Here is a 23091-nt window from a genome sequence, read left to right on the forward strand (position 1 = left end):
AGCTCCTCCACCAGTTGGCGTTTCGAACGGCGAACCTCTGCGCACTTCCTGTGTGCGGTCGCCCCCTTCAACGAATCAGAGCGCCTTCAAGGTGCTCGTGGAGTAACCCCTATGCCTACTTTCCTCGAACTCGGCGTGCCCGCACGCCTCGCCGACGTGCTCGCCGCCGACGGCAAGACCGAAGCGTTCGCCATCCAGCGCGACACGCTCCCCGACTCGCTCGCCGGTCGCGACCTCCTCGGCCGCGGCCGCACCGGCAGCGGCAAGACCATCGCCTTCTCCCTCCCCCTCGTCTCGCGCCTGAGCGCCTCAACGAAGAAGACCCGCGCCTCGCACCCCCGCGGCCTGGTCCTCGCACCGACCCGCGAGCTCGCCACGCAGATCGCCGCGACCGTCGCGCCCCTCGCCGAGGCCGCAGGCCTTCGCGTGTCGACGATCTTCGGCGGCGTGAGCCAGAAGCCGCAGGAGCAGGCGCTGCGCAGCGGCGTCGACATCATCGTCGCGTGCCCCGGCCGCCTCGAAGACCTCATGAAGCAGAAGCTCGTCTCCCTCGACTCCGTCGAGGTCGCCGTGCTCGATGAGGCCGACCACATGGCCGACCTCGGCTTCCTCCCCGGCGTCACCCGCATCCTCGCCGCCACCCCGGCCGACGGCCAGCGCCTGCTCTTCAGCGCCACGCTCGACCGCGGCATCGACACGCTCGCCAAGCGCTTCCTCTCCAACGCCGTCAGCCACGAGGTCGACGAGGCGAGTGTGCCCGTCGGCGAGATGACGCACCGCGTGCTCATGACGACCTCCGCCGAGCACAAGAAGCAGGTCGTGAACGACCTCGCCTCCGGCACGGGACGACGCATCCTCTTCACGCGCACCAAGCACCAGGCCAAGAAGCTCGCGAAGCTGCTGACCTCCGCCGGCATCCCCGCCGTCGATCTGCACGGAAACCTCTCGCAGAACGCCCGCGAGCGCAACCTCAGCGCCTTCTCGGCCGACCCCGCCGACGGCGGCGTGCGCGTTCTCGTCGCCACCGATGTCGCCGCTCGCGGCGTTCACGTCGACAACGTCGACCTCGTCGTGCACGTCGACCCACCCATGGAGCACAAGGCGTACCTGCACCGCTCCGGTCGCACCGCCCGCGCCGGCGCCGCCGGAACCGTCGTCACGGTCGTGCTGCCCGAGCAGCGCCGCGATGTGAAGGATCTCCTGCGCAAGGCGCAGATCACGGCCGACCTCGAGCAGGTCGATTCCGGGATCATCGACGAGCTCGTCGGCGAGAAGGCTCCCTACGTCAAGCCCGTTCCGGTGCAGCAGCAGAAGCAGCAGCCCAAGAAGAAGCCGCGCCAGCCCCAGCAGCAGCACGGCGAGCAGGGCTCGAGCAACCCGCCCGCACGCCGTCGGCGTCGTTCCGGCCAGGGCGGCGGGCAGGGCGCTGCCGCTTCGACGCAGGGCGCCGCATCCACCGGTCAGGGCCAGCGCTCGGGCGGCCGCCCCGCTCAGCAGGGGCGCATCCAGGTGGGCCAGCGCGTCGCCGACACGCGTCGCCCGCGCCGGGCTCAGGGCGGTGGCTCGCAGAGCCGCTGACCGTCATCACTGGATGCCCCGCCGGTTCGCCGTGCGGGGCATCCGTGTCTCCGGGCGCCCCTGCGCTCGATGCCCACCCCACGAGAAAGGCCCCGAACCCTCCATCGGAGGGGTGCGGGGCCTTTCGGGATCCGCGGTGATCAGCGGGTCGGGAACGCACGCTCCGGCGATCCCGTGTACAGCTGCTGCGGGCGGCCGATCTTCGTCTGCGGGTCGAGCTGCAGCTCGCGCCACTGCGCCAGCCAGCCGGGCAGACGGCCGATCGCGAACAGCACGGTGAACATGCGCGTCGGGAAGCCCATCGCCTTGTAGATCACGCCGGTGTAGAAGTCGACGTTGGGGTACAGACGACGCTCCTTGAAGTAGTCGTCGGCGAGGGCGATCTCCTCGAGCTCCTTCGCGAGGTCGAGGAGGGGGTCGGTGACGCCGAGCTCGCGCAGAACCTCATCGGCTGCATCCTTGACGAGCTTGGCGCGCGGGTCGTAGTTCTTGTAGACGCGGTGCCCGAAGCCCATGAGCTTCACGCCGTCTTCCTTGTTCTTGACGCGCTCGACGAAGCGCTGCACGCTCTGACCCGAATCGCGGATCTGACCGAGCATGGTCAGGACGGCCTCGTTGGCACCGCCGTGCAGCGGGCCGGAGAGGGCCTGGATGCCGGCGGAGACCGAAGCGAACTGGTTGGCGCCGGTGGAGCCCACCAGGCGCACGGTCGAGGTCGAGGCGTTCTGCTCGTGGTCCTCGTGGAGGATCAGCAGAAGCTCGAGGGCCTTCGACATGACCGGGTTGACCTCGTAGGGCTCGGACTGCACACCGAAGTTGAGCTTGAGGAAGTTGTCGACGAAGCTCAGCGAGTTGTCGGGGTACAGGAAGGCCTGGCCGATGCTCTTCTTGTGCGCGTAGGCGGCGATGACCGGCAGCTTCGCGAGCATGCGGATCATGTTGAGCTCGACGTGCTCGGGGTTGCTCGGGTCGGTCTGGCCCTCGTAGTAGGTCGACAGCGCCGAGACGGCGGAAGACAGCACCGACATGGGGTGCGCCGTGTGCGGCAGAGCCGTGAAGAAGTGCTTGAGGTCTTCGTGCAGGAGCGTGTGACGGCGGATGCGCTCGTCGAAGTCGGCCAGCTCGCTGGGCGTAGGCAGCTCACCGTAGATGAGCAGCCAGGCCACCTCGAGGAACGAGCTGTTTCCCGCGATCTGGTCGATCGGGTACCCGCGGTAGCGCAGGATGCCCTGGTCACCGTCGATGAATGTGATCGCCGACTTGGTCGACGCGGTGTTGACGAAGCCGTAGTCGAGGCCCGTGAGGCCCGTCTGCTTCGTCAGCGTCGAGAAGTCGATGCTGTCGTTGCCCGCCGTCCCGCGCAGGACGGGGAACTCCGCCGTCTTGTCGCCGACCGTGAGGGTCGCCTTGGCCTGCTGATCTGCCGCTGCGCTCACGCGGACCTCCTTGTACGTTTCGTGACCGATTGGTCGTAGTCGTCGAGGGCGATGCATGGCGCATTGCGCCGGGTCGGGTCTCGACCGAATCGCCTCTATAGCCTAGTGGGCTGTTCGCCCTCCTGTGACATCAGCCAAGCAGGAGCCGGATTGCCCTGTGGGAATCCACTAAGACTCGCCGAGGAGCCGGCGGGCAGCCTGCTCCACGCGCTCCAGCGGAGCCGTGAGCGAAAGCCGGATGTGCTGGCTCGCATCCGGTCCGTAGAAGGGCCCGGGCCCCGCGAGGATGCCGAGATCCGCGAGCCGCGCCATCGACTCCCAGGCGTCGCGGCCCTCGGTCGCCCACAGGTAGAGCCCGGCCTCGGAACCGTCGATGCGGAACCCCGCGGCCGCCAGCGCCGGCCGCAGCAGATCGCGTCGGATCCGGTAGAGCTCCTTCTGGTGGGCGACGTGCTCGTCATCGCCGAGGGCGGCGATCATCGCCTCCTGCACGGGCAGCGGCATCATCATGCCGAGATGCTTCCGGGCCGTGAGCAGAACGGCGATCGTCTCGGCGCAGCCTGCCACGAAGGCTGCGCGATAACCGGCGAGGTTGGACTGCTTACTCAAGGAATAGACGCTGAGGAGACCAGCACGCGAACCTCCGGTGACACGGGGATCGAGAACGGAGGGCACCGGCTCGTGAGCCCACTGGCCGTCCCAGCCGAGCTCGGCGTAGCACTCGTCGCTGGCCAGGACAGCGCCGAGCTCGCGCGCGCGTCGGACCGCGTGTGCCAGCTCTTCCGCCGTCCAGGTGCGACCATCGGGGTTTCCCGGAGTGTTGATCCAGATGAGCTTCGTGCCCTCGGGCCAGGCATCCGGGTCGTCCTCGGCGAGCGGTGCGGCGCCGACGATGCGGGCACCGACCTCATAGGTCGGATAAGCCACGCGGGGGAAGACGACGGTGTCACCTGCTCCGAGACCCAAAAGCGTCGGAAGAAGGGCGACGAGCTCCTTCGAGCCGATCGTGGGCAGAACTTCGTCGACGCGGAGCTCCGGCACGCCGCGTCGGCGCGCGTACCAGTCGACGATCGCCTCGCGCAGCGCGGGAGTGCCGACGTTCTGCGGATAGGAGTGCGCATCGGTCGCCGCGGAGAGCGCGCGCCGGATCACCTCGGGGGTCGGGTCGACGGGCGAGCCGATCGACAGATCGACCAGGCCCTGCGGATGCTGCGCGGCACGCTCACGGAACGGGACGACAGCATCCCACGGGTAGTCGGACAGGTCGCGCACGCCCATGCGGATCAGTCGCCCTGCGGGGGAAGTGCCGCGATGATCGGGTGATCGTGCTTGATGACACCGACCTTGGCGGCGCCTCCGGGGGAGCCGACCTCTTCGAAGAACTCGACGTTCGCCTTGTAGTAGTCCTGCCACTCATCGGGCAGGTCATCCTCGTAGTAGATGGCCTCGACGGGGCACACCGGCTCGCATGCTCCGCAGTCCACGCATTCATCGGGGTGGATGTAGAGCGAGCGCTCACCCTCGTAGATGCAGTCAACGGGGCACTCGTCGATGCAGGCGCGATCCTTGACATCGACGCACGGAAGGGCGATCACATACGTCACCCCCTCAGTCTACGACCCGTTTCCGCCCTTCGGCTCCGCATCAGAGACGCGCGGCTGCATGCGCATCTTCGACATCGAGGGCCAGGAGACCACGAGCAGGGCGATGCCCGCGACCAGGTAGATCCATACCTGCCCCAACGGGGTGTTCGGCACGATCACCGAACCACCGGGGCCCTCCCCCGAGATCACCGTCAACATGCCCAGCATGCCGATCGCCGTCGCCACGGCGGCGGCGCGATCGCGGGTGAGCGTGCGCACCGCGACGAGCAGCGCTGCGCAGGCGACGCCGCCCACGATCAGGCCGATCGGGATGGGCCCCCACATGAGGCTGTGCGCGATCGTGCCGGCCGTCCCGTAGACGACGCCGACGAGGGCTGCGGCGATCCAAGACAGGGCGCGGGAGATCCAAGGGGGCACGCTCAGATCTTACGCGGCCCGCCTTTCACGCCGCCCAGCCGAGCAGCCGGAGTCCGGCCGCCACTGCCGCCGCAGCGATCACGACGATGAGGAACGACTGACGCAGCGCCAGCAGCCCGCCGGCCACCAGCACCGCGGGCAGCCGCGCATCGACGACCACGGTCTGCCCCGCCCCCACGGTCTGCACGGCCAGCAGGGCCGCCAGCAGCGCCACGGCCAGAAGATCGGAGATGCGGGCCGGACGCGGGGCCTCCAGCAGATGAGCGGGGATCAGATACCCGAAGGCCTTCAGCCCGGCGCAGATGCACGCCGCCAGCAGAACGGCGCTCCACACGCTCACAGTTTCTCCTCCTGAGCGGCCGCGCCCTCCGGCCGATCGAACCAGTTGAACCAGCCGACGACGATCGCGACGACGGCGGCGATGAGAACCGGCATGCCCGGCATGACGATGGGTGTGAGGGATGCCGCGACGACGGCCGCCGCGACGCCCACGGCGACCGCCTGCCGTTGTTTGAGGCGCGGCCACAGCAGGGCGAGGAAGGCGGCGGCGGCCGCGGCATCCAGCCCCCAGGCCTTCGGATCCCCCAGCACGTCGCCCAGGAGCGCACCGATCAGGGTCGCCAGGTTCCACCCGAGGAAGACGCCCAGGCCCGTCACCCAGAATCCGAGTCGGCGCAACGGCGCCGTGGGCTGCGAAATCGCAACGGCCGTCGACTCGTCGATCGTGACGTGCGCAGCCGCGGTACGGCGCCAGAATCCGGGCCCGACGACGGAGGACATCCTCATGCCGTAGGCGAGGTTGCGCACCCCCAGCAGAGCCGAGGAGGCCACCGCCGACGGAAGCGCGGCGATTCCCCCGGCGCCGAGGATCCCGATGAACGCGAACTGGGATCCGCCCGTGAACATCAGCAGGCTGAGCACGCACGTCTGCCAGATGTCGAGACCGGATGCCACGGCGAGGGCTCCGAACGAGATCCCGTACGCGCTTGTGGCGACGGCGACGCCGAGGCCTTCTCGCCAGACCTCGCGCCGGGCGAGGCCCAGATCGGGCGTGTCGCGTTCGGGATGCATGAGGCCAGTCTCTCGCACGGAGGAAGTCGCCGCGCACCGGCGGATGCGCGATCTCCTCCTCGTTCAGTCCACCGGCGACGGGTCGGGAATCTCCTCGGGTGTGTACTTCGGCAGACGCGATGCCGGCAGGATCGCGAGCGCGCTGACCCCGGCGAGGACGAGAAGTCCGAGCCGGAGCGTTCCCAGACGTGCTTCTTCGTTGACGACGACGGCGGCGTCCACCTGCGCGGGCGTCGCATCCGTGCCCTCGAGCACCGTCTTCAGCTCGTCGTTGCTGATGAAGCTCACCGCATCGAGGTCGACCTGCGCGATCAACTCCGGCGGCAGTTCTGGATGCTCGATCACCGCGCGCCCGACGCTCAGCCCCAGCAGCGACACCAGCAGAGCTCCTGCCACAGCCGTGCCGACCGCCGAGGCGAGGTTCTGCGTGGTTCCGCGCAACGATCCCACGTCGCCCGCGAGTGCCGACGGCGCCGAGGTCACGAGCACGTTGAAGACCAGCGTCACGAGCGCCCCCTGGCCGACACCGAAGACGAAGAGCCCGAGGATCGTCGGGAGAGTCTCCCAGTTGTTGTTCACGACCGCCGAGAGCCAGACGAGCGCCGCCGTGGTGAGGATGAACCCGGCGATGCCGATCGTGCGCGGCGGGTACTTCTTGTACAGGCGCACCACGAGCACCGCGGTGAAGAACACCGTGAGGTTGAACGGCATCATCGCCAGCGACGTGTCGAAGGGCGTGCGCCCCTGCACGATCTGGATGTACAGCGGGATCGAGAAGTTCACGCAGGCTTCCAGAGCGACCACGATGAACATCGCGTAGACGGCCGCGCGCTCACGCGACGAGTCGAGGATGCTCAGGTCGATCAGCGGCACCTCGCCGCGCGCCATCCGGCGTCGCGTCCAGAGGAAGAACGCCTGCCCCAGCATGATGCCGACGACGATGAACAGCGGCGCGGGCGACAGGCCGAACACGCTGAAGGGCGCGGCTTCGGTCGCCGACAGCGCGCCCCAGCCATTGAGGCTGTTGAATCCCAGCGTCAGCAGCACGATCGCCGCACCGATCAGGAGCGCCGCGACAAGGTCGATCCGGATCGAGGAATCCCCCCCGATCGCCGCGCAGCGTGAAGCTCAGGGCGAAGACGATCACCGCGATGCCGAGCACGATCATGAACACCGGACGCCACCCCACCAGGGTGCCCAGGGTTCCTCCGATGAGGAAGGCGCTGACGCCGGAGAACGCCCGCGCAGACCCCAGCGTGCCGATCGCGGTCCCCTGCTGGGCCCCGCGGTAGTTCTCGGCGATGAGGGCGACGAGCGATGGCACGATGATCGCGGCCGCCGCCCCGGCGACCGCCTGACCGCCGATCGCCCAGCCGATGCTCGGACCGAAGATCATCATGAGCGACGAACCGGCGAACAGCACGATCACGACACGGAAGATCAGCACCCACCCGATGCGCTGTCCGAGCTTCGCGCCGGTCATCACGAGGGCGGCGACCGCCAACCCGTAGACGACGATCGTGGAGCTCGCCACGGTGGGCGCGACGCCGAACTCCTCGACGATCCCGCCGAGCGAGATCGGCAGCGCCGCGACGTTGAACGACATGAGCACCTGCGCGAGGAACAGGCTGACCATCGGCAGCCAGGACGTCTTGTGCGCAGCATCCTGCGCCTGCCCGCCGGTCACCAGCGCGCTTCCTGCACGTCCCCGCTCTGCGGCGCGGACGCGAACATGTTCATCCCCATCACCCGCGACAGATGACCGATCGCGTGCTGCGCGCGCACCGAGTTGCCGGCGTGGTCCAGACGGGGCGAGAACGCGGCGGCCGCGCCCTTGCCGGGGGCGACCGCGACGATACCTCCGGAGACCCCCGATTTCGCGGGGAGTCCGATCTCGAACAGCCACTCCCCCGACTGCTCGTAGAGCCCGTTCGCCGCCACGACGGCGAGCGTATCGCGGCAGACGTCCGCAGAGACCACCCGTCGCCCCGTGACGGGGTTCACCCCGCCGGATGCGAGCGTGGCCCCCATGACGGCGAGATCATGCGCGGTGACCCGCAGCGAGCACTGCCGCGTGTAGACCTCGACCATGGCATCCGCATCGGGCCTCAGCCGCGCATAGGAGACCAGCAGCCGGGCGAGGGCGCGGTTGCGATGGTTGGTCGCCATCTCCGAGAGGAACACGTCCTCGTCGACCTCGAGCTCGCGACCGGCGAATTCGGACAGCCCCGATCGGATCGTCTCCCACTTCTCCTCCGGCGTCTCCCCCGCGACGAGCGCGGTCGTCGCGATCGCGCCGGCGTTGACCATCGGATTCATCGGATGCCCGGCGTTCAGCTCCAGCGCCATGACGGAGTTGAAAGGCAACCCCGTGTTGTTGACGCCCACGATGTCGCGCACAAGACCGTGGCCATGCTCGTGGATCGCCAACGCGTAGACGAACATCTTCGACACGGACTGGATAGAGAAGGGATGCTGCGCGTCACCGGCATCGTAGAAGCGGCCATGCGGCGATACGAGCGCGATTCCGAAGAGATCGGGGTCCGTGTCGGCGAGCACCGGGATGTAATCAGCGACCTGACCGGTTGCGTCATCCCGGCAGAGCCCCATCGTCTCCTGGACGAGCGACTCGACGTGCCCCCACTTCGGCAGATCCCCCGTCGAGACGTGCTGCGGAGTGTCCTCGAAAACCGTCGTGTCCATTGCGCCCTTCCCACAGATGAAGAACCGCCCTCAGCGGTCACGATAAACGTAACGGCTGAGGGCGGTCTTCGGGGATCCGGATTCGGATCAGGCGTTGGCGTCCTGACGCTTCTGGCGCGAAGCCTCGCGGCCACGGACCGTCTGGTCGAGGATGACCTTGCGGATGCGGATCGCCTCCGGGGTGACCTCGACGCATTCGTCGTCGCGGGCGAACTCGAGGCACTCCTCGAGCGACAGCTCACGAGGCGGGGTCATCGATTCGAAGGAGTCCGAGCTCGCCGCACGCATGTTGGTGAGCTTCTTCTCCTTCGTGATGTTGACGTCCATGTCGTCGGCGCGGGAGTTCTCGCCGATGACCATGCCCTCGTAGACCTCTTCGGTCGGCTTGACGAAGAACGACATGCGCTCCTGCAGGGCGATCATCGCGAACGGGGTGACGACACCGGCGCGGTCGGCGACGATCGAACCGTTCTGACGGGTGGTGATGGAACCAGCCCACGCGTCGTAACCGTGCGAGATGCTGTTCGAGATGCCGGTTCCGCGGGTCGTGGTCATGAACTCCGTGCGGAAGCCGATGAGGCCACGGGCGGGGATGATGAACTCCATGCGCACCCAGCCGGTGCCGTGGTTGATCATGTTGTCCATGCGCGCCTTGCGGTTCGCCAGCAGCTGCGTGATCGCGCCGAGGTACTCCTCGGGTGCGTCGATCGTCAGGTGCTCGAAGGGCTCGTGCACCTTGCCGTCGATCTGCTTGGTGACGACCTGGGGCTTGCCCACGGTCAGCTCGAAGCCCTCACGGCGCATGTTCTCGACGAGGATCGACAGCGCCAGCTCACCGCGGCCCTGGACCTCCCAAGCGTCCGGGCGTCCGACCTCGACGACCTTGAGCGACACGTTGCCGATGAGCTCGCGGTCGAGGCGATCCTTCACCATGCGCGCGGTGAGCTTGTGGCCCTTGACCTTGCCCATGAGCGGCGACGTGTTCGTGCCGATGGTCATCGAGATGGCCGGGTCGTCGATGACGATCTGCGGCAGCGGACGCACGTCCTCGGGATCGGCGATCGTCTCACCGATCGTGATGTCCTCGAAGCCGGCGATCGCGACGATGTCGCCGGGGCCGGCGGACTCGGCCGGGTAGCGCTCGAGCGCACGGGTCATGAGCAGCTCGGTGATGCGGGCGTTGCTCGTCGTGCCGTCGGAGCGCACCCAAGCGACCGTCTGGCCCTTCTTCAGGGTTCCGTTGAACACGCGCAGCAGCGCGAGACGACCGAGGAACGGGCTGGAGTCGAGGTTGGTGACCCAGGCCTGCAGCGGCGCCTCGTCGTCGTACGCCGGAGCGGGGATGTGCTCGAGGATCGCGCCGAAGAGCGGCTCGAGGGTGTCGTTGTCGGGCAGCTCGCCGTTGGCGGGACGGTTCATCGACGCTGCGCCGGCACGACCGGACGCGTAGACGACGGGCACGTCGAGCAGCGCGTCGACATCGAGGTCGGGCACGTCGTCGACGAGGTCGGATGCCAGGCCCAGCAGGAGGTCCTGCGCCTCAGCCTCGACCTCTTCGATGCGGGCGTCGCCGCGGTCGGTCTTGTTGACCAGGAGGATGACGGGGAGCTTCGCCTCGAGTGCCTTGCGCAGCACGAAGCGGGTCTGGGGCAGCGGGCCCTCGGAGGAGTCGACGAGCAGCACGACACCATCGACCATGGAGAGGCCGCGCTCGACCTCACCACCGAAGTCGGCGTGACCCGGGGTGTCGATCACGTTGATCGTGACCGGAACATCGGAGTGGATGCCGTTGTAGGTGATCGCCGTGTTCTTGGCGAGGATTGTGATGCCCTTTTCCCGCTCGAGGTCGTTCGAGTCCATGGCGCGCTCATCGACGTGAGCGTGTTCACCGAAGGAGCCCGTCTGACGGAGCATCGCGTCGACGAGCGTGGTCTTGCCGTGGTCGACGTGAGCGACGATTGCGACGTTGCGGAGGTCTGAGCGAAGGGCGTGCGCCATGCAGGTTTCCTAAAAGGGATGTTGGGATGCGCCGGGATGCCGACTCTTCAGGCTACCGTATGCTGTCTGACCGCTGTCTGAACGGCGGATGGACTCTGCCGTAGCATCGGGCTGTGCCCGCTCCTGCCGACCCCGCTCCCCTGACCCGCACCCGGATCCGGTGGGAGATCACGATCGTGCTTCTTCTGGGTCTCGGCATGTCGGCGATCTACGCGATCGTGCAGTTGGCGTACCGCGTCACCTCCGAGATTTCCCTGGCGGATCAGAGCACCACGCTGAACCCGTCGCGCAGCGACCGCGAGGTGTTCGACCTGATCTACCAGCTGCTCGCCCTCACGAGCTCCGTGATCCCGGTGCTGCTCGTGTGCTTCCTCCTCTGGCGGAGCCGACGCCCGCACCTGGGCCTGCTCGGCCTGGACGACACCCGCATCGGGTCGGACATCGGCCGCGGCATCCTGCTCGTCGCCGCGATCGGCGTGCCGGGCATCGCCCTCTACGTCATCGGACGGATGCTGGGGCTCTTCGTCGCGGTCGATCCCGGCGGGCTCGACCAGCACTGGTGGACCGTACCGGTCCTGCTGCTGTCCGCCGCCCGCGCCTCGCTCATGGAGGAGTTCGTCGTGCTCGGCTATCTCTTCGACCGGCTGCGCCGCCTCGGCTGGGGGCCGTGGACGATCATCATCGCCACCAGCGTGCTGCGGGCGACCTACCACCTGTATCAGGGGCCGGGCGCATTCATCGGCAACCTCGCGATGGGCCTGCTGTTCGGCTGGCTGTTCACCCGCACGGGCCGCTTGCTGCCGTTCCTCGTCGCGCACTTCCTCATCGACGCGATCGCCTTCGTCGGCTATCCGCTCGTCGCACCGTACCTGCCCTGAGTCGGGCGCTCAGCCGAAGAACGGTGAGACGGCGCACCACAGGATCAGCGCAGAACCCGAGATGATCTCCGGCCACGCCCAGACCCGCACGAGGGATGCGGCATCCGCTTCCCCCGCCTTGCGGGCAGACTCGAGGCGCTCGCGCATGATCTCCAGCTCCCGGTCGACGGGCTGAGCGGCGCCGGGTCGGTGCGGCCGGCGGGCCGTCGTCGCCCAGGCGCGAACATCGCTCCCGCCGGCGAGGTGGAAGGACACCTGCCAGCGCAGGGTGATGTCCTCGATCGCGGACCACGGGATGTGCGTTGCCAGAAGCGGGTTGCGCACCTCGACAGCATCCGCTTCGAGGATCACGCGCGGGCGGTCGAAGAACACCCACATGATCCAGATGACCGCCAGCATCCACGGCGCGAAGCGCGCCGCCATCGCCCATCCTCCTCGCAGAACGATGTCTGCGAGGAGGATGACGACGACGACAGCGACGACGACGAGCCAGACCGTGCCCGTGACCGGGCGGACGATCCGCCGCGAAGAGTCCTCCGCGCTCACAGACCGCCCAGTTTCACGGACTTTCCGGGAATCGCGTCGAGCAGACGCTGCGTGTACTCCTGCTGCGGGTTCGCGAAGATCGCATCGACCGCGCCCTGCTCGACGATCCGGCCCTGCTCCATGACGCAGACCAGGTCGCTCGAGACGCGCACGACGGCGAGGTCGTGCGTGATGAACAGATAGGTCAGGTCGAGCTCGGACTGCAGCTCGGCGAGCAGCTGCAGGATCTGGTCCTGCACGAGCACGTCGAGCGCGGAGACCGCCTCGTCGAGGACGACGATGCTGGGCTTGAGCGCCAGGGCCCGCGCGATCGCGATGCGCTGGCGCTGTCCGCCGGACAGCTCGTTCGGGTAGCGGGATGCCAGCTCGCGCGGCAGCGCCACCTGATCGAGGAGCTCGAGAACCCGGGCCCGACGCGATGCCGCATCGCCCACGCCGTGCACGTTGAGCGGTTCGGCGATGAGCGAGCCGATCGAGTGCAGCGGGTCGAGGGATCCGTACGGGTCCTGGAAGACCGGCTGCATGCGTCCGCGCAGATCGAAGACCTCGCGTCGCGACAGCGAGGTGACATCCGCACCGTCGATGAGGATCTCACCGGCGGTCGGTTTCTCCAGCTGCAGCACCATCTTCGCGACGGTGGACTTGCCCGAGCCGGACTCCCCCACCAGCGCGAGCGTCTTGCCGCGCGGGATCTGGAACGACACGTCATCGACGGCGCGCAGCAGTTCGCTGCGGAAGCCGCCCTGACGGATCTTGTACTCCTTGCTGAGCCCGCGCACCTCGACGGCGGGCGCGGCCGTCGAGAGCACGGCGGTCGTCGTCTCGACTCCGCGGTCTTCGGCCGTCGCCTGAATGCGCTGCGAGGCGAGGCTGGGAGCCGCGGCGACGAGGCGCTGCGTGTAGGGGTGCTGCGGGTTCTCGAGGATCTCCCGGCTGGGACCGGACTCGACGATCTCGCCCTGGTTCATGACGATGATCTTCTCGGCGCGGTCGGCGGCGAGGCCCAGGTCGTGCGTGATCAGCAGCACCGCGGTGCCCTTCTCACGGGTCAACGTCGCGAGGTGATCGAGGATGACCCGCTGCACCGTCACATCGAGAGCACTCGTCGGCTCATCCGCGATGAGCAGCTCGGGGTCGGCCGCCAGGCCGATGCCGATCAGTGCACGCTGGCGCATGCCGCCAGAGAACTGGTGCGGATACTGGTGCATGCGACGTGCAGCATCGGCGAGGCCGGCCTGCTGCAGCACCTCGACCGCGCGCTTCTCGACGTCCTTGGAGCTCTTCGCGAGCCCGTTGGCACGGACCGCCTCCTTGACCTGGAATCCGATCGACCAGACCGGGTTCAGGTTCGACATCGGGTCCTGCGGGACGTATCCGATCCGACGACCGCGGATGTTCTCCATCTCCTTGCGCGAGACGGTGGTGAGGTCGATGCCGTCGAACATGATCGACCCGCCGCTGACCGAGCCCGTACCCGGGAGCAGATCGATGACAGCCGAGGCCGTCGTCGACTTGCCCGAGCCGGACTCGCCCACGATCGCGACGGTCTCGCCGGGGAAGACATCGAGGTCGACGCCGTGCACCACTTCGCGCTGCTTCTGACCGGTGCCGAAGGACACCTTCAGACCACGGATGCTCAGCAGGGGTTCAGACATTTCAGTCGCTTTCGAAGTGTTCATCGCTGCGCCCTCGACTTCGGGTCGAGCGCATCGCGCAGCAGTTCGCCGAGCATAATGAAGGCGAGCACGGAGAGGGTCAGCGCCAACGACGGCCAGATCAACGCCATCGGAGCCGTGCGGATCGCGGTCTGGGCCTGCGAGATGTCCGCGCCCCATGAGACGACGCCGCCGCCGAGTCCGACGCCGAGGAACGACAGGGTCGCCTCCGCGACGATCGCACCGCCCAGGCTCAGCGTCGCCACGACGATGACCGGGACGATGGCGTTAGGCAGCACGTGCACCAGGAGCGTCCGGAACCGGCTGAGGCCCAGGGCGACCGAGGCCATCACGTAGTCGGACTGCTTGACCCGCAGCACCTCGGCGCGCGCGATGCGCGCCGTCGACGCCCAGTTGAACCCGCCGATCGCGAAGGCGAGCGTGAGCATGGTGCGCTGATCCGACAGCACCGACATGACCACGATCGCGGCGATGATGTAAGGGATCGTGAAGAAGATGTCGCCGATGCGCGAGAGCAGCGAGTCGAGCCATCCGCCGTAGAAGCCCGCGAGAGCGCCCATGATCACACCGAGAACCGTCGAGATGATCGTGGCGAGCAGACCGACGACGAGGGATGTGCGCGTGCCCCACACGATGCGCGACCACGTGTCGCAGCCCTGGCGGGTGAAGCCGAGCGGGTGCCCTGGCTGCGGGCCACCGTTGCTGTTGACGAGCTTGCACGCGCCACCGCTGGGGGCGACCGAGGTGAACAGTGCAGGTGCGATGGCCATCGTGACGAAGAACGCCACCATCGCCAAAGAGATCCAGAACATCGGGCGGCGGCGCAGATCACGCCAGGCATCGCGCCACAGCGTGCTCTTGCGATCGCTGATGCGGACCGCATCGACCTGGATGGCGTCCTTGACGGGTGCGACGAAGTGAGAATTAGCGGACATAACGGATCCTCGGGTCGAGCAGACCGTAGAGCAGGTCGATGAGCAGGTTGATCAGCACGTAGAGCACGACGAAGACGGTCACGAACGACACGATCGTCGGCACCTCGTGCTTGAGGATCGCCTGGTACAGCGCGTTGCCGACACCGGGCACGTTGAAGATGCCCTCGGTGACGGTCGCGCCGACCATCAGTACGCCGAACTGCGTCGCCGTATCGGTGACCATCGGGATGAGCGAGTTGCGCAGCACGTGCACGGGGATCACGCGGCCCCGCGAGAGCCCCTTGCTGTATGCGGTGCGCACCCAGTCCTGCCCGAGGGTCTCGATCGTCGAGGCCCGGGTGAGGCGCATGCTCGTGGCGTAGATGCTCACGGCCAGCACCATCGCCGGCAGCATCAGGCCGCCCCAGCCGTTGTTCGATCCGACGGTCGGCGAGAACCACCCCAGCTGCACCCCGAAGAAGTACTGCGCGAGGAAGGAGAGCACGAAGATCGGCACGGCGATGAACAGCAGCGCCACCACGAGCATGGCGTGGTCGAAGAACGTTCCCTTGAGAAGGGCGGAGCTTGCGCCGATGACGATCGCGAGGATGAACGCCATCGCGATCGCGAGGATCGCCAGGCGCAGCGTCACCGGGAAGGTGCGCGCGAGAACCGCTGTCACCTCCTGCCCGGAGAACGTGGTGCCCAGATCGAAGCGGAAGATTCCGGCCAGGTAGTTCAGGTACTGCACGAAGAACGGCTGGTCGAGCATGTACTGCTCGCGGAGCCGGTCGATGACCGCCTGGGGCGGCTGCTTATCGCCGAACAGTGCGGCGATGGGGTCTCCCGGCATTGCGAAGACCATGTAATAGATCAGCAGCGTGGCGCCCAGGAATACCGGGATCACCTGCAGAATCCGTCTGAGGATGTAGATGGCCATCCCCGACCTCCCTCTGGAAAAGCGTCATCGTCCGTCATCGACGAATCGGTGACGGACGCATGGTCGCGAAGAGCATGGTGCGAGGCGGTGACGTGCTCGCACGTCACCGCCTCGCAGAACTCATTCTATTCAGCCCTTGGTCACGTTGTAGTACAGCGGGACCGAGTTCCAGCCGAACTCGACGTTGTCGACCGTGTCAGCCCAGCCGCCCGTGACGTTGGAGTACCACAGCGGGGTGACGGGAAGGTCCTTCAGGAGGACTTCCTGCGCCTGCGCGAAGATCTGGTTCGCAGCATCCGGGTCGGTCTCGGAGATGCCCTGTGCGAGCAGCGAGTCGAACTCCTCGCTCGAGTAGTCGCCGTCGTTCGAGCCGGCGTTGGTCGCGTAGAGCGGGCCGAGGAAGTTGTACAGACCCGGGTAGTCGGCCTGCCATCCGGTGCGGAACGCGGTGGTCATCGTGCGTGCCGTGACGTCCTTGCGGAGACCGGCGAAGTCCGGGAAGGGCTCTCCCACTGCGTCGATGTCGAGCGTACCGGCGATGGAGTTGGCGACAGCGTCGACCCAGGCCTGGTGGCCGCCATCAGCGTTGTACGCGATGGCGAAGGTGCCCGACCACGGGCTGATCGCGTCGGCCTCGGCCCACAGCTCCGCAGCCTTCTCGGGGTTGTAGTCGAGGACCTCGCCGCCCTCGAGCGACTCGCTCCAGCCGTCGATGACGGGCGAGGTGAAGTCGCTCGCCGGGGTGCGGGTGCCCTGGAAGATCACCTCGGTGATCTCGGCGCGGTTGATCGCCATGGACAGCGCCTGGCGGCGCAGGATTCCCTCTTCGCCCTCGAAGTGCTCGAGGTACTCGGGGATCGTGAACGACTGGAAAATGGCGGCCGGCTGGTTGACCGAGCGCCCCTGGAGCTCTTCCTCGTAGGTGCCGAACGCGGCGTCGGGGAGCTGGTCGAGGATGTCGAGGTTACCGGCGAGGAGGTCCTGGTAGGCACCGTCCTGCGAGGCGTAGAAGACGATCTTCAGGCCGCCGTTGGCAGCCTCGCGCGGACCGTCGTAGTCGTCGTTCTTGACGAGATCGATCTGCGTGTCGTGCTGCCAGGCGCCTTCGCCGTCGAGCATGTACGGACCGTTGCCGATCGGGTTCTCGCCGAACGCCTCCATGTCGTCGAACGCGACGTCCGGCAGCGGGTAGTAGGCCGAGTAGCCCAGGCGCAGCGCGAAGTCGGAAGCCGGCTTGTTCAGCTTGATCGTGAACGTGTAGTCGTCGATCTGCTCGAGACCGGTCAGCTCACTGTCCTCGTCGTAGCTGAAGCCCTCGATGTCCTCGAAGAAGTAGCTGGAGAGCTGCGTGTTCGAGGCCAGAGCGCCGTAGTTCCAGGCCTTGATGAAGTTGTCGGCGGTGACCTCTTCACCGTCGGTGAAGGTCACGCCCTCACGGAGCTTGACGGTGAGCTCGGTCGGGGAGTCGACCGTGATCTCCTCGGCGACCTCGTTGACGACCGAACCGTCGCCCGCGTAGGAGATCAGGCCCGAGAAGATGCTGTCGAGGATCTTTCCGCCACCGACCTCGTTGGTGTTGGTCGGGATCAGCGGGTTCTGCGGCTCGTTGCCGTTCGTGCTGACGATGGCGGTGGCGTCGGCGCCGCCCGAGCCGTTGCCGGCGTCGTTCGTGGCGCAACCGGCCAGAGCAAGGCTGCCGATGCCGGCCATCGCGATGCCGGCGAGGGCGATCCTGTTTCGCTTCACTAGGTCCTCCTGTGGACATTTCAGACGCGCCCACCTTCGGGTCGCGGATGAACTGAGCGTAATCCGGGAACCCGGAACTATCCATTCGCCCCTATGAACTGTTATCGACCGGTGACTCAGCCGAAACACGCCGTCATATACGACCCCCGGAATCGACCCGGCCCGGCGTGTCATTTGACAGCGCCGGGCCGGGGCGGATTCGCACCGCGATCAGATCGCGAACGCCTCGATCGGCGGGCAGGCGCACACGAGGTTGCGGTCGCCGTAGGCCTGGTCGATGCGGCGCACCGGCGGCCAGTACTTTCCCGCGATGAGGGATGCCACGGGGTACGCAGCCTCCTCACGCGTGTAGGCGTGGGCCCACTCCCCCGCGATGAGGCTCGCCGCGGTGTGCGGGGCGTTCACCAGCGGATTGTCCTCGGCCGGCCAACGGCCGGCGGCGACGGCATCCGCCTCGGCCCTGATGAGGATCATCGCCTCGATGAACCGGTCGATCTCGCCGAGGTCCTCCGACTCCGTCGGCTCGACCATCAGCGTCCCCGGCACGGGGAACGACATGGTAGGCGCGTGGAAACCGTAGTCGATGAGGCGCTTGGCGACGTCATCGACCGTGATGCCGGTGGCCTCCTTCAGTGGACGGAGGTCCAGGATGCACTCGTGCGCGACACGGCCATTCTCGCCCGTGTAGAGTACCGGATAGTGCTCGCCGAGCCGGGCGGCGATGTAGTTCGCCGACAGCACGGCGGCGGCCGTCGCATCCCGCAGTCCGTCCGCGCCCATCATGCGCACATACGACCACGAGATCGGCAGGATGCCGGCCGAGCCGTAGGGCGCGGCCGAGACGGGGCCTCCGGCGAACTCGTACCCGCCGGCGTGCGTCGCGCGCTGCGCGAGCGGGTGCGAGGGCAGGTGCGGCGCGAGATGCGCCTTCGCCGCCACCGGACCGATGCCCGGTCCGCCACCGCCGTGCGGGATCGCGAACGTCTTGTGCAGGTTCAGATGCGAGACGTCGCCGCCGAGGTCGCCGAAGCGCGCGTAGCCGAGGAGTGCGTTGAGGTTCGCGCCATCGACGTAGACCTGTCCTCCGGCAGCGTGCACGGCCGCAGTGATCTCGACGACATCCTGCTCGTACACGCCGTGCGTGGACGGGTAGGTGATCATGAGTGCTGCGATCGCATCCGCATTCGCGGCGATCTTCGCCCGCAGGTCGTCGAGCTCGACGTTGCCGAGCTCGTCGCAGGCGACGACGACGACCTTCATACCGGCCAGTACCGCGGATGCCGCGTTCGTGCCGTGCGCGGACGACGGGATCAGACAGACGTCACGGTGCGCTTCGCCATTAGCGAGGTGGAACCCGCGGATCGCGAGGAGCCCCGCGAGCTCGCCCTGGGAACCGGCGTTCGGCTGCAGCGAGACGGCGTCGTATCCGGTGACCTCGGCCAACCAGCCCTCGAGCTGGTCGATCATCTCGAGGTATCCGGCGACGTCGGATGCCGGGGCGAACGGGTGGATCTGCGCGAACTCCGGCCAGGTGATGGAAGCCATCTCGGTGGCCGCGTTGAGCTTCATCGTGCACGAGCCCAGCGGGATCATGCCGCGGTCCAGCGCATAATCGCGGTCGGCGAGCGACTTCAGGTACCGCATCATGGCGGTCTCCGAACGATGCACGTGGAAGACCGGGTGCGTCAGGTAATCGTCCTGACGCGCGAGCGCCGGCGGCAGGGCGCTGGTGCGCGCCCGACCCACCGAAAGTGCGCCGAACGCCGACGAGGTCGCGTCGAACAGAGCCGCCACGGTCGACAGATCACCCAACGTGGTCGTCTCATCGATCGAGATGCCGACCTGATCACCTGCCACGAGGTGCAGCAGGATGCCGTGCTCCTCGTGCGCGCGCGCCACAATGGCTGCGGCATCCGCCGTGCGGACCCGAATCGTGTCGAAGAACTCCTCGTGCACGACGTCGACCTCGGCGCCGACGAGCCAGGCGCGCAGCAGAGCGGCCTTCGCGTTGACCTCGCGGGCGATGCGGCGCAGCCCATCGGGGCCGTGGTAGACCGCGTACATCGAGGCCATGACGGCCAGCAGCACCTGCGCCGTGCAGATGTTGCTCGTCGCCTTCTCACGGCGGATGTGCTGCTCACGGGTCTGCAACGACAGGCGGTAGGCCGGCTTGCCCTCGGCATCGACCGAGACGCCGACAAGGCGACCGGGCAGCTGACGCTCGAGGCCCGCTCGCACGGCCATGTACCCGGCGTGCGGGCCGCCGAAGGCCATCGGCACGCCGAAGCGCTGCGTCGTGCCGACCGCGACATCGGCGCCGAGCGAGCCCGGCGAGGCGATGAGGGTCAGTGCGAGGAGGTCGGCGGCGACGACGGCGAGAGCGCCGACGGCATGCGCCGCATCGATCACGGCCGTCGGGTCCCAGATGCGACCGGATGCCGCGGGGTACTGCACGAACACGCCGAACAGCTCGTCGGGCAGCAGTTCGCCCCCGGCGAGATCGCGCTCGACCAGCTCGATGCCCAGCGCCTCGGCGCGAGTGGCGAGCAGCGCCTTGGTCTGCGCGAGGGCATCCGCGTCGACCACGAACACCGGCGACTTCGCCTTCGACGCGCGCCGGGCCAGCAGCATCCCCTCGGCGACGGCCGTCGATTCGTCGAGCATCGACGCATTCGCCGTAGCGAGCCCGGTGAGATCGGCGACCATCGTCTGGAAGTTGATGAGCGCCTCCAGGCGCCCCTGCGAGATCTCCGGCTGGTACGGCGTGTACGCCGTGTACCACGAGGGGTTCTCGAGCACATTGCGCTGGATCACGCTCGGCGTGATCGTGCCGTAGTAGCCCTGCCCGATCATCGCGCGGTTGACGGTGTTGCGGGATGCGAAGCCGCGCAGCTCGGCGAGCGCCTCGGTCTCGCTCGCGGCGCTCGGGATGCTCGACGATGCAGCCCGGGCGGTGAAGATGGATGCCGGCACCGCGCTGCGCATGAGCGCCTCGATCGGAGCATCCCCATCGGTCGCGCCGAGGGCGGCGAGCATGGTGCGCTGCGCCTCGGCGGTGGTCCCGATATGACGGTCGGCGAAGGTCACGGGCGCGATCATCCTTCCGTCAGCGCGACGTACGCGTCGCGGTCGAGCAGCACGTCGGCCGCGCCCTCGGCGATGGCGATCTTGATGAGCCAGCCGCCCGCGAACGGCTCCGCGTTCACGAGCGAGGGGTCGTCGACGACGGCGTCGTTGACCTCGGTGACGGTGCCCGCCAGCGGCGCGTAGAGCTCGCCGACCGACTTCGTCGACTCGATCTCGCCGATGACCGAGCCGGCAGTGATCTCGGTGCCGACTGCGGGCAGCTCGACGAAGACGACGTCACCGAGCTTCTCAGCGGCGAAGTCGGTGATGCCGACGGTCGCCGATGCGCCGTCGATCGCGAGCCACTCGTGCTCCTCGGTGTACTTGAGTGCGGTGAGATCGGTCATTTCTTCCTCCGGTAGAAAGGCAGGGCGGTTGCGGTCGCGGGGATCTTGGTGCCCCGCACATCCAGGAAAAGCGCGGTTCCGTCTTCGGCGACGCCCGCGTCGACGAACGCCATCGCGATCGGGTGGCCGAGCGTGGGGCTCAGGGCACCCGAGGAGATCTCGCCGACGACGGTGCCGTCCTCGGTCACCACGGGGTAACCGGCACGTCCGGCGCGGCGCCCCTCGGCGACGAGCCCGATGAGCACACGGCCCTCCGCCCCGTTCGACTCCAGAGCGGCCTTGCCGACGAAGTCGTCCTTGTCGGATGCCACGACACGGCCGAGACCGGCCTGAGCCGGAACGATGTCGAGCGAGAGTTCATGGCCGTGCAGCGGCATTCCCGCCTCGAGACGGAGCGTGTCGCGGGCGGCAAGGCCGGCGGGCACGAGGCCGTGGTCGGCGCCTGCGGCGAGGGCGGCGTCCCACAGCGCGACGGCGTCGCCAGCGCGTACGAGGAGCTCGAAGCCGTCCTCTCCGGTGTATCCGGTGCGTGCGATGATCAGCGGCTCACCGGCGAAGCGTGCCGATGCCCAGGCGTAATACTTCTGCTCACCCCACGCGACCGAGAGATCCTCGACCCCGGCGATGCCCGCGACGATCACGGCGGACGCCGGGCCCTGCACCGCGATTAGCGCGTAGTCGTCGGAGACGTCGACGACGTCGACGTCTCGTCCGCCGATGCGCTCCGGAAGCGCCTTCGCCACAGCATCCCGATTGCCCGCATTGGAGATGATGAGGAAGCTCTCCTCCCCCATCCGGTAGACGATGACGTCGTCGATGATGCCGCCGTTGTCGGCGAGGAGCAGCGAGTACTTCGCCTTGCCGATCGCCATCGTCGACAGACGCCCGGAGAGCGCGTGGTCGAGATACGAAGCGGATTCAGGACCCTCGACCGTGAACTCGGCCATGTGCGAGATGTCGAAGAGGCCTGCCGCCTCGCGCACCGCGTGATGCTCGGCGAGGTCGGAGGTGTAGCGCACCGGCATCTGCCAGCCGCCGAAATCGGTGAACGATGCGCCGAGCGCCTCATGGTGCTCACGCAGCGGGGTGTAGCGAGCCTCTGTCATGGAGTTCTCCCGGTTGGTCGGAAGGATGCCGTACGGAATGCACGGTATCCGAGAACTCCCCCTCTGTCATCGGCCTGAGAGTTTCGCCCACGAAAAAGGGGCTTTCACCGTCGGCGGATGCTTTCGCATCGCTTTTCAGAGTGGCCGGAGGCGGGCGGTACGCGGTACCTGAGAGATTGGCGGGGAGTGCTTGCTCCTTCGGTGCCCGGCTGCTTTCGCCGGAGCTCTCCCGCACGCCTCATGCGGCCGTGTTCAGTTGCCCTCTCAGCTTATAGGCTCGAGGACGTGACTTCATCGCTCGGCAGCACCGACGCGATCCGCGTCGCGGTTTCCACCGTCATCTTCTCCCTGCGCTCCTGCGCCGACGGCGATCGGCTCATGCTCCCGCTTGTACGCCGCACACGCGACCCGCACCTCGACATGTGGGCGCTACCCGGCGGATGGCTCGATCTGTCCGAGAACCTGGATGCCGCAGCATCCCGCACCCTCATCGAGACGACCGCGCTGAAGCCCAGCCACCTCGAGCAGCTGTACACGTTCGGCGATGTCGACCGTTCACCGACGCGCGTGATCTCCGTCGTCTACTGGGCAATGCTGCGCTCCGACCATGTCGATGCGCACCGCGCCGTCGCCGATGCACCCGAGAACGTGGAGTGGTTCGATGTCGATGCCCTGCCGGCGCTCGCATTCGACCACACGAGCATCGTCGAGTACGCGCTGTGGCGGCTGCGGAATAAGGTCGGGTACAGCACGATCGCGGCAGGACTGCTGCCCGACGAGTTCACGCTCACCGAATTGCGTGAAGTCTATGAAACGGTGCTCGGCCGGCGACTGGACCCCTCGAACTTCCGCCGTCTCCTCGAAGGCGCCGAAGAGCTCGTCGCCACCGATTCGTTCCGCACCGGGAAGCATCGCCCCGCCCGCCTGTACCGCCACGAGGCGCTGTCGGTGCAGTCCGATCGCTGAAGCCCTCCCCGCCCCGCCTGCACAACTCCGGAGATTTTC

Annotated in this window: 21 protein-coding genes and 2 riboswitches; of the genes, 3 read left to right on the top strand and 18 right to left on the bottom strand. The window is 67.7% G+C overall.

Annotation, left to right across the window (positions count from 1 at the left end; translation table 11 throughout):
- Positions 1-111 precede the first annotated feature (111 nt).
- The gene (locus ACWAUG_RS01280; RefSeq protein WP_460800643.1) at positions 112-1578 is read left to right on the top strand and encodes a DEAD/DEAH box helicase; all 1467 of its coding nucleotides are present in this window, start codon (positions 112-114) and stop codon (positions 1576-1578) included.
- A gap of 140 nt (positions 1579-1718) precedes the next feature.
- Here the strand turns inward: ACWAUG_RS01280 and ACWAUG_RS01285 are convergent, their stop codons facing one another.
- The 10 genes from ACWAUG_RS01285 to typA all read right to left on the bottom strand — a co-directional run bounded on the left by ACWAUG_RS01285 (position 1719) and on the right by typA (position 10807).
- Positions 1719-3014 (bottom strand): citrate synthase, encoded by a 1296-nt coding sequence (locus ACWAUG_RS01285; protein ID WP_298036877.1) that lies wholly within the window; start codon positions 3012-3014, stop codon positions 1719-1721.
- Between the two features lie 168 nt (positions 3015-3182).
- On the bottom strand, positions 3183-4292 hold the full coding sequence (gene dapC / locus ACWAUG_RS01290; RefSeq protein WP_460800645.1) for a succinyldiaminopimelate transaminase: 1110 nt from the start codon (positions 4290-4292) through the stop codon (positions 3183-3185).
- 5 nt (positions 4293-4297) lie between these two features.
- Positions 4298-4618 carry a ferredoxin gene (fdxA, locus tag ACWAUG_RS01295; protein ID WP_298036883.1) on the bottom strand — a complete coding sequence of 107 codons (321 nt, stop codon included), beginning with the start codon at positions 4616-4618 and terminating at the stop codon, positions 4298-4300.
- Between the two features lie 9 nt (positions 4619-4627).
- Positions 4628-5035, bottom strand: a complete 408-nt coding sequence (locus ACWAUG_RS01300) for a histidinol dehydrogenase (protein ID WP_298036886.1) — start codon at positions 5033-5035, stop codon at positions 4628-4630.
- 25 nt (positions 5036-5060) lie between these two features.
- Positions 5061-5375, bottom strand: coding sequence for an AzlD domain-containing protein (locus tag ACWAUG_RS01305; protein WP_460800647.1), 315 nt, complete (start codon positions 5373-5375; stop codon positions 5061-5063).
- Complete coding sequence (locus ACWAUG_RS01310; RefSeq protein WP_460800649.1) at positions 5372-6106, bottom strand: AzlC family ABC transporter permease; 735 nt, start codon at positions 6104-6106, stop codon at positions 5372-5374. The genes ACWAUG_RS01305 and ACWAUG_RS01310 overlap by 4 nt, the downstream gene beginning before the upstream one ends.
- 63 nt (positions 6107-6169) lie before the next feature.
- Entirely contained in the window at positions 6170-6994 is an 825-nt protein-coding gene (locus tag ACWAUG_RS01315) for an MFS transporter (protein ID WP_460800651.1), read from the bottom strand.
- Positions 6939-7793 carry an MFS transporter gene (locus tag ACWAUG_RS01320; protein ID WP_460800652.1) on the bottom strand — a complete coding sequence of 285 codons (855 nt, stop codon included), beginning with the start codon at positions 7791-7793 and terminating at the stop codon, positions 6939-6941. Before ACWAUG_RS01320 ends, ACWAUG_RS01315 begins: the two co-directional genes overlap by 56 nt.
- The gene (glsA, locus tag ACWAUG_RS01325; RefSeq protein ID WP_298036903.1) at positions 7790-8809 is read right to left on the bottom strand and encodes a glutaminase A; all 1020 of its coding nucleotides are present in this window, start codon (positions 8807-8809) and stop codon (positions 7790-7792) included. Before glsA ends, ACWAUG_RS01320 begins: the two co-directional genes overlap by 4 nt.
- A gap of 87 nt (positions 8810-8896) precedes the next feature.
- Entirely contained in the window at positions 8897-10807 is a 1911-nt protein-coding gene (typA, locus tag ACWAUG_RS01330) for a translational GTPase TypA (protein ID WP_460800655.1), read from the bottom strand.
- A gap of 113 nt (positions 10808-10920) precedes the next feature.
- Here typA and ACWAUG_RS01335 point away from each other — a divergent pair, with 113 nt between their 5' ends.
- The gene (locus ACWAUG_RS01335) at positions 10921-11685 is read left to right on the top strand and encodes a CPBP family intramembrane glutamic endopeptidase (RefSeq protein WP_298036907.1); all 765 of its coding nucleotides are present in this window, start codon (positions 10921-10923) and stop codon (positions 11683-11685) included.
- A 9-nt stretch (positions 11686-11694) separates the two neighbouring features.
- Here ACWAUG_RS01335 and ACWAUG_RS01340 read toward each other — a convergent pair whose 3' ends face one another.
- From ACWAUG_RS01340 to gcvT, 8 genes are all read right to left on the bottom strand, one after another.
- The gene (locus ACWAUG_RS01340; RefSeq protein ID WP_460800657.1) at positions 11695-12231 is read right to left on the bottom strand and encodes a PH domain-containing protein; all 537 of its coding nucleotides are present in this window, start codon (positions 12229-12231) and stop codon (positions 11695-11697) included.
- Positions 12228-13886, bottom strand: coding sequence for a dipeptide ABC transporter ATP-binding protein (locus ACWAUG_RS01345; protein ID WP_298036912.1), 1659 nt, complete (start codon positions 13884-13886; stop codon positions 12228-12230). The genes ACWAUG_RS01340 and ACWAUG_RS01345 overlap by 4 nt, the downstream gene beginning before the upstream one ends.
- A 20-nt stretch (positions 13887-13906) precedes the next feature.
- Entirely contained in the window at positions 13907-14842 is a 936-nt protein-coding gene (locus ACWAUG_RS01350) for an ABC transporter permease (protein ID WP_298036915.1), read from the bottom strand.
- Entirely contained in the window at positions 14832-15761 is a 930-nt protein-coding gene (locus ACWAUG_RS01355) for an ABC transporter permease (protein WP_298036917.1), read from the bottom strand. The genes ACWAUG_RS01350 and ACWAUG_RS01355 overlap by 11 nt, the downstream gene beginning before the upstream one ends.
- A gap of 129 nt (positions 15762-15890) precedes the next feature.
- A complete protein-coding gene (locus ACWAUG_RS01360; RefSeq protein ID WP_298036919.1) occupies positions 15891-17507 on the bottom strand; it encodes a peptide ABC transporter substrate-binding protein in 1617 nt (538 codons plus the stop codon).
- A gap of 210 nt (positions 17508-17717) precedes the next feature.
- Positions 17718-20606, bottom strand: coding sequence for an aminomethyl-transferring glycine dehydrogenase (gene gcvP / locus ACWAUG_RS01365; protein ID WP_460800660.1), 2889 nt, complete (start codon positions 20604-20606; stop codon positions 17718-17720).
- Entirely contained in the window at positions 20603-20980 is a 378-nt protein-coding gene (gene gcvH / locus ACWAUG_RS01370; protein WP_460800662.1) for a glycine cleavage system protein GcvH, read from the bottom strand. Before gcvH ends, gcvP begins: the two co-directional genes overlap by 4 nt.
- Positions 20977-22086 carry a glycine cleavage system aminomethyltransferase GcvT gene (gcvT, locus tag ACWAUG_RS01375; protein ID WP_460800664.1) on the bottom strand — a complete coding sequence of 370 codons (1110 nt, stop codon included), beginning with the start codon at positions 22084-22086 and terminating at the stop codon, positions 20977-20979. Before gcvT ends, gcvH begins: the two co-directional genes overlap by 4 nt.
- Before the next feature lie 53 nt (positions 22087-22139).
- Positions 22140-22231, bottom strand: a riboswitch (glycine riboswitch).
- Positions 22232-22328: riboswitch (glycine riboswitch) on the bottom strand. It lies immediately after the preceding riboswitch.
- A 43-nt stretch (positions 22329-22371) separates the two neighbouring features.
- Here gcvT and ACWAUG_RS01380 point away from each other — a divergent pair.
- Positions 22372-23052, top strand: coding sequence for an NUDIX hydrolase (locus ACWAUG_RS01380; protein ID WP_460800666.1), 681 nt, complete (start codon positions 22372-22374; stop codon positions 23050-23052).
- Positions 23053-23091: the final 39 nt, after the last annotated feature.

Source organism: Microbacterium sp. GXF6406 (genome assembly GCF_054798215.1).